This window comes from Nocardia sp. N2S4-5, assembly GCF_044628355.1.
Classification (GTDB): domain Bacteria; phylum Actinomycetota; class Actinomycetes; order Mycobacteriales; family Mycobacteriaceae; genus Nocardia; species Nocardia wallacei_B.
Window position 1 is genome coordinate 6,553,879 of the sequence record NZ_JBIUPM010000001.1, and the last position, 12,033, is coordinate 6,565,911.

At 68.6% G+C, this 12,033-nt stretch carries 6 protein-coding genes and 1 tRNA gene; 5 read left to right on the forward strand and 2 right to left on the reverse strand.

Annotation, left to right across the window (positions count from 1 at the left end; genetic code table 11):
• Positions 1-121: 121 nt before the first annotated feature.
• Both ACFMRZ_RS30375 and ACFMRZ_RS30380 read right to left on the reverse strand, forming a co-directional pair.
• Positions 122-889, reverse strand: a complete 768-nt coding sequence (locus ACFMRZ_RS30375) for a TetR/AcrR family transcriptional regulator C-terminal domain-containing protein (RefSeq protein ID WP_400181703.1) — start codon at positions 887-889, stop codon at positions 122-124.
• 216 nt (positions 890-1,105) lie between these two features.
• Positions 1,106-1,182: transfer RNA gene (locus ACFMRZ_RS30380), tRNA-Arg, on the reverse strand.
• Positions 1,183-1,369: 187 nt separating this feature from the next.
• Between ACFMRZ_RS30380 and ACFMRZ_RS30385 the strand changes: the two genes are divergently transcribed.
• The 5 genes from ACFMRZ_RS30385 (at position 1,370) to ACFMRZ_RS30405 (ending at position 11,966) form a co-directional block, all read left to right on the forward strand.
• Positions 1,370-3,409, forward strand: a complete 2,040-nt coding sequence (locus tag ACFMRZ_RS30385; protein WP_400181704.1) for a cytochrome c oxidase assembly protein — start codon at positions 1,370-1,372, stop codon at positions 3,407-3,409.
• The gene (locus ACFMRZ_RS30390; RefSeq protein WP_280273530.1) at positions 3,406-4,362 is read left to right on the forward strand and encodes a threonine/serine dehydratase; all 957 of its coding nucleotides are present in this window, start codon (positions 3,406-3,408) and stop codon (positions 4,360-4,362) included. The genes ACFMRZ_RS30385 and ACFMRZ_RS30390 overlap by 4 nt, the downstream gene beginning before the upstream one ends.
• 184 nt (positions 4,363-4,546) lie before the next feature.
• Positions 4,547-5,014, forward strand: a complete 468-nt coding sequence (locus ACFMRZ_RS30395; RefSeq protein ID WP_280371798.1) for a single-stranded DNA-binding protein — start codon at positions 4,547-4,549, stop codon at positions 5,012-5,014.
• A gap of 78 nt (positions 5,015-5,092) precedes the next feature.
• Positions 5,093-6,769 carry an energy-dependent translational throttle protein EttA gene (gene ettA, locus ACFMRZ_RS30400; protein WP_280273532.1) on the forward strand — a complete coding sequence of 559 codons (1,677 nt, stop codon included), beginning with the start codon at positions 5,093-5,095 and terminating at the stop codon, positions 6,767-6,769.
• A 295-nt stretch (positions 6,770-7,064) separates the two neighbouring features.
• Complete coding sequence (locus tag ACFMRZ_RS30405; protein WP_400181705.1) at positions 7,065-11,966, forward strand: NAD-glutamate dehydrogenase; 4,902 nt, start codon at positions 7,065-7,067, stop codon at positions 11,964-11,966.
• The last annotated feature ends 67 nt before the right edge of the window (positions 11,967-12,033 follow it).

A 12,033-nucleotide genomic window follows, 5' to 3' on the forward strand; every position in this document is an offset into this window, starting at 1 on the left:
GTCCTCCTTCCGTCGTCCAACCCCTGCGCCGCTCGACGGCCGTTCGTGCCGAGTCGGCGCGCAGCGATCGCACTGCTATCTACAGCGTAGATTCACATTGTAGACGACGGAGTCGCGAGCCTCATCGCGCGGCGGGCGCATCCTCCGGTCCGGGGAGGGTGACCGCGCCCGTGTCGACGGGCGCGGCGTCACCCGGCCCCGGCAGCGTCGCGGCGAGACCGGCCAGCAGGATGTCGAGCCCACGCTCCAGTTCGGTTTCGCCGTCGTAGGCCGCCAGCACCGATGCGAGATTGCGCACCAGCGGGAACTCGCCGATCGGCAGGCGATACAGCCCGAGCCGCAGCAGATCGTCGGTCTCCTCCGGGCGTTCCACGATCTCCTGCAACTCGTTGAGCACATGCCCGTAGAGGAACCCGAACAGCGCCCGGTAGATGTGCAGCGCGTCGACCTCGGTGTAGCCGACGCGCATGAGCAGCGCGAGCGTGTCCTCCAGCGGCCGCACCATGGTCGCCGGGCGCTGTCCGAGCGGAGTCGCCAGCGGCCGCGTCACCAGCAACGGCACCACCCGTGGATGCGCCAGCGCCACCCGTCGGAACTCCCGTGCCACCCTGCGCACCTCGGCCACCCAATCCGGTGCCGCGGCGTCGACCGACAACTGCCCGAACACCACCTCGGCGACACCGTCGAGCACCGCGGCCTTGTTCGGCACATGCCGGTAGATCACCATCGGATCCCGGCCCACCGCCTCGGCCAGCCGCCGCATCGACAACCCGTCGACACCCTCGCGATCGACCAGGTCCAACGCCGCGCTCAGCACCGCCGCCCGAGTCACCGGGCCATCACCGCGCCCGGCCCTGGTCTTCTTGCGACTGTTCGACGACTCGGCCATCCGAAGGACTCCATTTCTCGAGGTTCACCGCGCTCTTGATCGTAGACCTACGATGTTGACGGCAACCGCGCGAACGCGCCGTGAGCAGTGGAAGATCTCGCTGGAGAAGAAGGACCTCCGCGCCGAGTATCGCGTGTGATCCGGGGGTTTCCTCGGTGCCGCGGCGGGGTACTAATGTGGGTAATCTGCCTGACCTGGGAAAATGGTCAAGCTGGGTGGCGCCCCCGGCAGGAATCGAACCTGCGACCTAGGGATTAGAAGGCCCTTGCTCTATCCAACTGAGCTACGGAGGCAGTGCACAGCACCACACACCATGCCGGGTTCTCGGCACGGTGTCCAGCACGATTAGTATAGCGAGCGTCCAGATTCGGTCCCGGCTGCCGCTGAGCAACTCGCGGGCATGTCAGCGGGTCACAGGAGGCCGCGGGAGGTGCGGACCGGGGCGGTCGCGGGTGTGGGCGCCGAACTAGGCTGAACCGCATGTCGTCACCGCAGGACCCGTCCGTCGAAGCCGAATCCCAGGGCATCCGGTCGGAGTCGGCGGCGATGTTCCTGGTGCTCACGGCGGTCGCCACCGCGCTGGCGGCGCTGGTCGCCCCGCTGGTGGTGGGCCTGTCCGCAGCTCAGGCGCTGACGCTGCTCGGAATCCCGGATCCCGGCCCGCTCACCACCTACGGTCTGCCGGCGGTCCGGGCGGTCGCCGATCTGGCCGCGGCGATGGCGGTCGGTTCGCTGCTGTTCGCGGCATTCCTCACGCCGCCGCAGCGTAATGGACTGCTGGACGTGGGCGGGTACCGGGCGCTGCACCGCGCCGGGATCGCGGCGCTGGTGTGGGCCGGCGCGGCGGCGTTGCTGGTGCCGCTGACGCTGTCGGACACCACCGGGCAACCGGTCCGGTCGACGCTGCGGCCGGACCAGGTGTGGCATGCCATCACGCAGGTCGAGGTCGCGGGTTCCTGGCGGACCACGGCCTGCATGGCGCTGGCGCTGGCGGTGGGCTGTCGTCTCGCGCTGCGCTGGGGCTGGACGCCGGTGCTGTTCGCGTACGCGGTGCTGTGCTTGATGCCGGTCGCCCTGACCGGACACTCCTCGTCCGGCGGTGCGCACGATGTGGCCACCAACAGCCTGATCCTGCACCTGGTGGCGGTGTCGCTCTGGGTGGGCGGGTTGTTCTCGGTGCTGGCCTACGCGCTGCGCGGCGGCGAGCACACCGGGACGGCGGCGCGGCGGTTCTCGCTCGTGGCCACCGGGGCGTTCGCGGTGGTCGCGGTCAGCGGGGTGATCAACGCCTGGGTGCGGGTGCCGGGTAGCGAATTGTTCACGACCACCTACGGCCGGTTGGTGATCGCGAAGACGATGGCGTTGTGCGTACTCGGGGTGATCGGATTCGTGCAGCGGCGCATCGCCGTGCCCGCGCTCCTGAAGAACGCGCGCGACCGCGCCGCCCTGATCCGCTACGCCGGGGTCGAGGCGCTGGTGTTCGCGGCTACCGTCGGGCTCGCCGCCGGGCTGGGTCGCACGCCGCCGCCGGATCTGAAGCAGGTCCCGACCCCGGCCGAGGTGGAGCTGGGATACGACCTGGCCGGTCCGCCCACGGCCGCGCGAATCCTGTTCGACTGGCGCTTCGATCTGATCTTCGGGACGCTGTCCCTCGTGCTTGCTGTGCTGTATCTGGCCGGGGTGCGGCGACTGCGCTCCCGCGGCGACGCCTGGCCCGCCGGGCGCACCATCGCCTGGCTGTGTGGCTGCGTGGTGCTGCTGATCGCCACCAGTTCGGGTGTCGGCCGCTACGCCCCGGCCATGTTCAGCGTGCACATGGCCCAGCACATGCTGCTGTCGATGCTGGCCCCGATCCTGTTCGCGCTCGGCGGGCCGGTGCTGCTGACGCTGCGCGCGCTGCCACCTGCCGGCCGCGACGCACCGCCGGGGCCGCGGGAGTGGGTGCTGGCCGCGGTGCACAATCCGGTGTCGCGGTTCATGACTCAACCCGTGGTGGCTACGGCGTTCTTCGTGGTCGGCTTCTACGCGCTCTATCTGGGCGGCATCTTCGACTCGGTGGTCGACTCGCACGGCGCGCATCTGGTGATGAACGTGCACTTCCTGGTGTCGGGCTACCTCTTCTACTGGGTGGTGCTCGGGATCGATCCGAAACCGCGGCAGGTGCAGTCGATGACGAAGGTGGGCATGGTGTTCGGCTCGCTGCCGTTCCACGCCTTCTTCGGTGTCGCGCTGATGAGCATGACGACCGTGCTGGGCGCCTCGTTCTACCGTTCGATCGGGCTGGGGTGGAACACCGATCTGCTCGGTGATCAGCGCACCGGCGGCAGCCTGGCCTGGGCCAGCGGCGAGATCCCGCTCGTGCTGGTGATGCTGGCGCTGCTGATCCAGTGGTCGCGCAGCGACGACCGGCTGGCCAAGCGGATGGACCGCGCCGCCGAGCGCGACCACGACGCCGACCTGGCCGCGCACAACGCCATGTTCGCCGAGCTGGCCCGGCGGGATCGGGGGACTCGGCCGTGACCGACGCGCCCACGACGGGAAATGTGCGGCGGCTGTACCGGTCCGACGTGCGAGCCGCCCGCCTGCGGCTGGGCCGCCGGATCCGGGTGACGCCGGTTTTCCACACCGAGGTGACCGGTCCGCACGGCCCGGTGAAGGTGACCTTCAAGCTCGAATACCTCCAGCACGGCGGCACTTTCAAGGTACGAGGCAGCCTGAACGCGCTGCTCGAGAACCGGTCCGATCGGCGCGGCGTCATCATCGCCTCGGGCGGCAACGCCGGTATCGCCGCGGCGCTGGCCTGCGCCGTGCAGGAACGGTCCTGCACGGTGGTGGTGCCCGAGTCGGCGCCGCACACCAAGGTGGCCGCCATGTGGGCCTACGGCGCCGAGGTGCTCTGGCACGGCACGACCTACGCCGACGCCAAGAACTACGCGACCCAGCTGGCCGAGGAGCGCGGCGCCCTGCAACTGCACGCCTACGACCTGCCCGCGGTGGTGGCCGGAGCGGGGGTGGTGGGGCTCGAGATCGAGCGTCAGGTCCGCGGCCGTCCGCCGGTGCTGGTCGCGGTCGGTGGTGGCGGGCTGGCGTCGGGGATCGCGGCCGCCCTGGGCCTGCGGGGCCGCGTGATCGGCGTGGAGCCGAAGGGGTCACCCACTCTGCACGCCGCCCTGGCCGCGGGCCGCCCGGTGGACGTACACGTCAGCGGGCTGGCCTCGGATGCGTTGGGCGCCACCCGGATCGGCGACATACCGCTGGAACTCGCGCAGCGGTATCGGATGGGTTCGGTGCTGGTCACCGACGACGCGATCGCGATGGCGCGCGAGTACCTGTGGCGGGAATTCCGGATCGTGGTCGAACCGGCCGGCGCGGTGGCGCTGGCGGCGATCCAGAGCGGCGCGTACGTGCCCGGCCCGGGGGAGCGGCCGGTGATCGTGCTCTGCGGCGCGAACACGGATCTGACGACGCTGTAGGCCCTGGCCGCGCAAAGCGGAACAGCGGCTATCCACAGCCGGGAATTTCATCCACAGATTCGGTTTCGGTCTGTTGCGACGGCGGGTGATCGATCAGGCTGGAGGTGTCCCGATCGCAGGGGCACAGGGGATCGGTCCGCACGGCCGCGCGCCGTCGAGGGACCGAATTACGAAGGGGCGGAACATGTACGAGGCGAATACGGCCGTCATCGGCAATGTGGTCACGCACCCGGTGCGGCGCAGCCTGCCCAGCGGCGAGCAGGTGGTGTCGTTCCGGATGGCGAGCACCGCCCGCCGGTTCGACCGCGACAGCGGCAGCTGGGTGGACAACGGCACCCTCTTCCTCACCGTCAACTGCTGGCGGCGGCTGGTCGAGGGTGTGGACGCCTCGATCCGCCGCGGTGATCCCGTCATCGCCTACGGGCAGCTGCGTACCGCGGAGTACCACACCAGAGACGGCGTGGCCCGGCACGACCTGGAGATGCGCGCGAGCGCCCTGGGTCCGGACCTCGGCCGCTGCTCGGCCCCGGTACTGCGCCCTCCGGGCGGGAACTCCGCCGCCTCCGCGTCCGTTGATCTCGAGGCGGATCATCGACCGGCCGACCCGAGCGCCGCCGACCCGGTCTCCGCTACCCCGGTCGAGGCCGGCTGACGAGCGATTCCGCTCCCCGGCGCTCGCGCGGTAGCGCCGCTTCGTCCCGCACACACCCACACCGATAGGCTTTCGCACATGGCTGAGTTCATCTATCAGATGAGGAAAGTTCGCAAGGCGCACGGCGACAAGGTCGTCCTCGATGACGTGAACTTGAACTTCCTCCCCGGCGCCAAGATCGGCGTTGTCGGTCCGAACGGCGCCGGCAAGTCGAGCGTGCTGAAAATCATGGCAGGCATGGACCAGCCGAACAACGGGGACGCCTGGCTCGCTCCCGGGGCGACCGTCGGCATCCTGCAGCAGGAGCCGCCGCTGAACGAGGAGAAGACCGTTCGCGGCAATGTCGAGGAGGGCCTCGGCGAGATCAAGGTGAAGCTGGACCGCTTCAACGAGATCGCCGAACTCATGGCCACCGACTACTCCGACGAGCTGATGGAGGAGATGGGCAAGCTCCAGGAGGATCTCGACCACGCCGACGCCTGGGATCTGGACTCACAGCTGGAACAGGCGATGGACGCGCTGCGCTGCCCGCCGCCGGAGGAGCCGGTCACCAATCTCTCCGGCGGTGAGCGCCGCCGCGTCGCGCTGTGCAAGCTGCTGCTGAGCAAGCCCGACCTGCTGCTGCTCGACGAGCCCACCAACCACCTCGACGCCGAATCCGTGCTGTGGCTGGAACAGTTCCTGGCGCAGTACCCGGGCGCCGTGCTGGCCGTCACCCACGATCGCTACTTCCTCGACAACGTCGCCCAGTGGATCCTCGAGCTCGACCGCGGCCGTACCTACCCCTACGAGGGCAACTACTCCACCTACCTGGAGAAGAAGGCCGAGCGCCTGGAGGTGCAGGGCAAAAAGGACCAGAAGCTGCAGAAGCGGCTGAAGGACGAGCTGGCCTGGGTGCGGTCCGGCGCCAAGGCCCGCCAGGCCAAGAACAAGGCCCGCCTCGGTCGATACGAGGAGATGGCGGCCGAGGCCGAGAAGATGCGCAAGCTGGACTTCGAGGAGATCCAGATCCCGGCCGGTCCGCGCCTGGGCAATGTGGTCGTCGAGGTCGAGCACCTGGACAAGGGCTTCGGCGACCGGCAGCTGATCAAGGATCTGTCGTTCACCTTGCCGCGCAACGGCATCGTGGGCGTCATCGGCCCCAACGGTGTCGGTAAGTCCACGCTGTTCAAGACCATCGTCGGCCTCGAGCAGCCGGACAGCGGGACGGTGAAGGTCGGTGACACGGTCCAGCTGAGCTACGTCGACCAGAACCGCGCCGGTATCGACCCGAACAAGACGGTGTGGCAGGTGGTCTCGGAGGGCCTGGACTTCATCCAGGTCGGCAGCCAGGAGATGCCTTCGCGCGCTTACGTTTCCGCCTTCGGCTTCAAGGGCCCGGACCAGCAGAAGCCGGCCGGTGTGCTCTCCGGTGGTGAGCGCAACCGCCTGAACCTGGCGCTCACCCTGAAGCAGGGCGGCAACCTGATCCTGCTCGACGAGCCCACCAACGACCTCGATGTCGAGACCCTCGGCTCGCTGGAGAATGCCCTCGAGCAGTTCGCCGGTTGCTCCGTGGTCATCTCCCACGATCGCTGGTTCCTCGACCGCACCTGCACGCACATCTTGGCCTGGGAAGGCAACGACGACAACGAGGCCGCCTGGTTCTGGTTCGAGGGCAACTTCGAGGCCTACGAGGCGAACAAGGTGGAGCGGCTCGGACCGGACGCCGCGCGGCCGCATCGAGTGACCCACCGCAAGCTGACCCGCGACTGATTTTCCGTCGTTCCGTACCCGGCAGCGTGCCGGTTACCGAGGGGTTATCCAGAAGCAAACGGTGTGATTCGTCATATTTCAGGCGTGTGCCAAATGACTACCGGCGCAACGCTTGTCGGGCGCTACCTGGAAGTTCGAGAATGCACGGGTGAGGTCGTACCAACCGGAACGTTCGGGCGGGCTGCCGTAGTCGCAGGTTTGGGGACATTCCCCGGCGGCGTCTCCGGCGTCCAGCTACTCTCGACTCCGGCGTCACTTTGTTGCGGAACCCAATCCGAGGGAGTTGGCGAAGAAAATGACGGTCTCGTCCGATATGTCCACCGTGGCGTGGGTCGCGAGTTTGCCGGAGCAGTTGCGCGGCGAGCTGGCGAGCCTCGAGGAGGCGTACTTCCGCCACGTGGACGCCGGCGATGTGGACTGCGCGATCACCGGGGGCTCGAACCTGGTGTTCCGGCGGCACATCGAACTGGGCCTGCTCCGCCCGCCGGGACAGGCGCGGGTGCGGGTGTACCACCCGGACGACGGTTCGGGCCTCGGGGCCGCGGTGCAGATGGTCACCGATGACATGCCGCTGCTGGTGGAGTCGGTCACCTCGTACCTCAGCCGGCAGGCGGTGAGCATCAGCGAGGTGATCCACCCGATCATCGAGGTGGTCCGCGACGCCGAGGGCGCGCTGGAATCCGCTGTGCCGCACGAGGTCGACGGCAACGGGACGACGGGCCGCCGGGAGTCCTGGATGCATGTGCAGTTGCATCCCTCGACCAGCCCGGAACTGCTGGCCGAACTCGAGACCGGCATCGCCGACGTCCTCACCGACGTGCGCCAGGTGATCGGTGACACCGAGACCATGCGCACCGTGCAGGACCGGCTCGCCGACGAACTGGAGGCGGCGGCCGGGCGGGGCAACCCGCCGTTCTCCCCGACCGACCTGATCGACTGCGCCAACCTGCTGCGCTGGCTGGCCGACGGCCATTTCACCGTGCTCGGATATGCCCGGTACCAGCGCCCGGCCACGGGCGATCCGCAGGCGAAACCCGTTGTCGTGGCGGACAGTTCGCTCGGCGTGCTGCGTCCCGACGTGGGCACCGACTTCCGGGTCCCGGTGGACAGCGGGGAGCGCCCGCTGCTGATGCTCACCCAGGGCCTGGTCCCGGCGACCGTGCACCGGTCGGTGTACCCGTATTTCGTCGGCGTCGCGGAATTCGACTCCACCGGCGTCGTCACCGGCGAGCACCTGTTCATCGGCGTGTTCACCGTGGCCGCGATGCACGAGAACGTGCTCGACATTCCGGTCGTCGAGCGCCGGGTGCGGTCGGTGATCGAGCAGAGTGGCTTCGATCTCGACTCCTTCTCCGGGCAGGCGATGCTGGAGGTCATCCAGTCCTTCCCGCGCACCGAGCTGTTCTCCGCGGACGTGGAGACGATGCGGCACACCGCGGGCGCGGTGCTCAATGTCGGTATGCGGCGGCAGGTTCGGTTGTTCCTGCGCTCGGATTCCTACGGTCGATTCGTGGCCTGCATGGTCTACCTGCCGCGCGACCGCTACACCACCCGGGTCCGGCTGGAAATCCAGGACATCCTGGTGCGCGAGCTGGGCGGTGTCTCCATCGACTACTCGGCCAGGGTCTCCGAAAGCGAGCTGGCCAGTGTGTATTTCACCGTGCGGCTGCCGGAACCCGGCACCCCGGTGGATGTCTCCGAGGCCAACCGGCTGCGCATCCAGAGCCTGCTCGCCGAGGCCAGCCGCACCTGGGACGACCACCTGCGCGACGAGGTGGCCGCCTCCACGGTGCTGGACCCGGCCGTGGTGCAGCGCTACACGGCCGCCCTGCCCGACGCCTACAAGGAAGACTTCTCGGCGGGCCGCGCGCTCGCCGACATCGTGCGGCTGGAACGGCTCGGCGCGGGCCGGATCGACCAGCACCTGTACCGCCGCCCCGGCGCCGAGCCGGGTTCGTGGCGCTTCACCCTCTACGTCGGCGGCGGCATCTCGCTGAGCCAGGTCCTGCCGCTGCTGCAGAGCCTCGGTGTCGAGGTGGTCGACGAGCGGCCGTACAAGATCCAGTTCGAGGACGGCCGCGAGACCTGGATCTACGATTTCGGGCTGCAGGCCCGGCCCGACATGTTGCGAATGGCGTTGGACCGCGACATGGATGCCGAGCTGGTCGAGAAGACCGACCGCCTGGAGGCGCTCGGCATGCGGGAGCGTGGTCTGCGCGAGCGGTTCACCCAGGCCTTCGACGCACTGTGGTACGGGCGCGCCGAGGCCGACGGCCTGAACGAACTCGTGCTGCGCGCGGGCCTGAGCTGGCGCACGGTGTCGATTCTGCGGGCGTATTCGAAGTACCTGCAGCAGGCCGATTTTCCGTATAGCCAGGCCAATATCGCCCGCGTGCTGCTCGCGTCACCGGACGCCGCGCGGCTGTTCGTGGACCTGTTCGCGGCGCTGTTCGACCCCGACTCGGCCGCCCCGGACCGGGCGGCGGAACTGGAAGCGGCGGTCGCCGAACGCATCAACGAGGTGGTGAGCCTCGACGCCGACCGCATTCTGCGGGCCATCCTGAGCCTGGTGCGGGCGACGCTGCGCACGAACTACTACCGCACCGACGAGCAGGGCGCGCCGCGTGAGTACCTGTCGATCAAGGTGGAGCCGGGCGAGATAGCCGAATTGCCCAGGCCCAAGCCGCAATTCGAGATCTTCGTGTATTCACCCCGGGTGGAGGGTGTGCATCTGCGGTTCGGTCCGGTGGCGCGTGGCGGGTTGCGCTGGTCTGACCGGTTGGAGGATTTCCGTACCGAGATTCTGGGTCTGGTGAAGGCCCAGGCGGTGAAGAACGCGGTGATCGTGCCGGTCGGCGCGAAGGGCGGGTTCGTGGTGAAGCATCCGCCGGCGCCGACGGGCGATGCGACGGCGGATCGGCAGGCGTTGCAGGCCGAGGGTGTGGCCTGCTACCGCACGTTCATCTCGGGCCTGCTGGACGTGACCGACAACGTCGATCACGCGACCGGCGAGGTGATTCCGCCGACGCGGGTGGTGCGCCGCGACGGGGACGACACGTATCTGGTGGTGGCCGCGGACAAGGGCACGGCGGCGTTCTCCGATATCGCGAACGATGTGGCGAAGGGGTACGGATTCTGGCTGGGTGACGCGTTCGCCTCGGGCGGCTCGGTGGGCTACGACCACAAGGCGATGGGTATTACCGCCAAGGGTGCGTGGGAGTCGGTGAAGCGGCATTTCGCGGAGATGGATGTCGATACGCAGTCGCAGGAGTTCACTGTGGTGGGTGTCGGTGATATGTCGGGGGATGTGTTCGGTAACGGGATGTTGTTGTCGGAGCACATTCGGTTGGTGGCGGCGTTCGATCATCGGCATATTTTCTTGGATCCGGATCCTGATGCGGCGCGGTCGTTTGCGGAGCGGCGGCGGTTGTTCGGGTTGCCGCGGTCGTCGTGGCGTGATTACGACGGGTCGGTGATCAGTGAGGGCGGCGGCGTCTACGACCGCACCGTGAAATCGGTGGCGATCAGCCCGCAGGTGCGCCGGGCGCTCGGGTTGCCCGACGGGATCGTGTCGCTGTCGCCGCCCGAACTCATTCGGGCGATTCTGCTGGCGCCGGTGCAATTGCTGTGGAACGGCGGCATCGGCACTTACATCAAGGCCAGTACCGAATCCCACGCGGATGTCGGCGACAAGTCCAACGATTCGGTGCGCGTCGACGCGAACCGGTTGCGGGTTCAGGTGATCGGCGAGGGCGGTAATCTCGGACTCACCGCGCTCGGCCGGATCGAGTTCTGCCGCAACGGCGGCAAATGCAACACCGACGCGCTGGACAACTCGGCGGGGGTGGACTGCTCCGACCACGAGGTCAACATCAAGGTCCTCATCGACGGCGTGGTGTCCGCGGGCGAACTGCCCGCCGCCGAACGCGGTCCGCTGCTGGCCTCGATGACCGACGAGGTGTCGGCAATGGTGCTGCAGGACAACGTGTCCCAGAACATCCTGATGGGCATGTCGCGGACCGAGGCGCCGCGGATGCTGAACGTGCAGAAGCGCCTGATCGAGGATCTGGAGTCACGCCGGGGCCTGGACCGCGAACTCGAGGCGCTGCCCTCGGACGCGGAGATCAAGCGGCGGTCCGAGGCCGGTGACGGGCTCACCTCGCCGGAGCTGGCCAATCTGATGGCACACGCGAAGCTCTCGCTGAAATCCGATCTGCTCGAGTCCGATCTGCCCGACAGCGCGTACTTCTCGGCACGGCTGCCGCAGTACTTCCCGGCGCCGCTGCGGGAACGCTTCGGCGCGGCCATCAAGCGGCACCGGCTGCGCCGGGAGATCGTCACCACCATGGTGATCAACGAGATGGTCGACCTCGGCGGAATCACCTACGCGCACCGGCTCAACGAGGAGATCGGCGCCAGCGCGACCGACGCGGTGCGCGCGTTCGCGGCGGCGACCCAGATCTTCGATCTGCAGTCGATCTGGACCCGCATCCGGGCGGCCGACGTCGCCACCGCCGTGCAGGACGATCTGGAACTCGAGACCAAGCGCACGCTCGACCGGGCCTCGCGCTGGCTGCTGAGCAACCGGCCGCAGCCCATCGCGGTCGGCGCCGAGATCCACCGGTACAGCGGGGCGGTGCGGGAGCTGGCGCCCAAGGTGCCGGGGTGGCTGCGCGGCCACCACATCGACACCCTGGAGGCACAGTCGGCGAAGCTCGTCGGCCGGGGCGTGCCGGAGCAGCTGGCGACCGAGGTCTTCGGCCTGCTCAACCTGTTCCCCCTGCTGGACGTCATCGACATCGCCGATATCACCGACCGCGGCGGTGAAGAGGTGGGCGCGCTGTACTACGCGCTCAACGAGCATCTGAAGATCGACTGGCTGCTGCAGGCGGTCAGCCACCTGGAACGCGGCGACCGCTGGCACGCGCTGGCCCGCCTGGCGCTGCGCGACGACATGTACGGGTCGCTGCGCTCGCTCACGCTGGACGTGCTGTCCGGCGGCGATCCGGAGGAGACGGCCGAGGAGAAGATCGCGTACTGGGAGTCGAAGAACCAGTCTCGGCTCGGCCGTGCCCGCGCCGCGCTGGCCGAACTCTTCGAGTCCGGTACCCACGATCTGGCGACGCTGTCGGTGGCGGCACGCCAGGTGCGCAGCATGGTCAGCGGCGTGGGCGCGCAGTCGGAGGTCCCGCGCTGAGTGCGCGCCGGTTGTGCCGATTCACAGAAAGCCGTGGATCGGCACCCTGACCGGCACGGACAGGGTG

Bases quoted from the DNA above. Each gene is read 5' to 3' on its own strand.
- ACFMRZ_RS30405 (WP_400181705.1), top strand. From the start codon at position 7,065: ATGACGGTCTCGTCCGATATGTCCACCGTGGCGTGGGTCGCGAGTTTG.
- ettA (WP_280273532.1), top strand. From the start codon at position 5,093: ATGGCTGAGTTCATCTATCAGATGAGGAAAGTTCGCAAGGCGCACGGC.
- ACFMRZ_RS30395 (WP_280371798.1), top strand. From the start codon at position 4,547: ATGTACGAGGCGAATACGGCCGTCATCGGCAATGTGGTCACGCACCCG.
- ACFMRZ_RS30385 (WP_400181704.1), top strand. From the start codon at position 1,370: ATGTCGTCACCGCAGGACCCGTCCGTCGAAGCCGAATCCCAGGGCATC.
- ACFMRZ_RS30375 (WP_400181703.1), bottom strand. From the start codon at position 889: ATGGCCGAGTCGTCGAACAGTCGCAAGAAGACCAGGGCCGGGCGCGGT.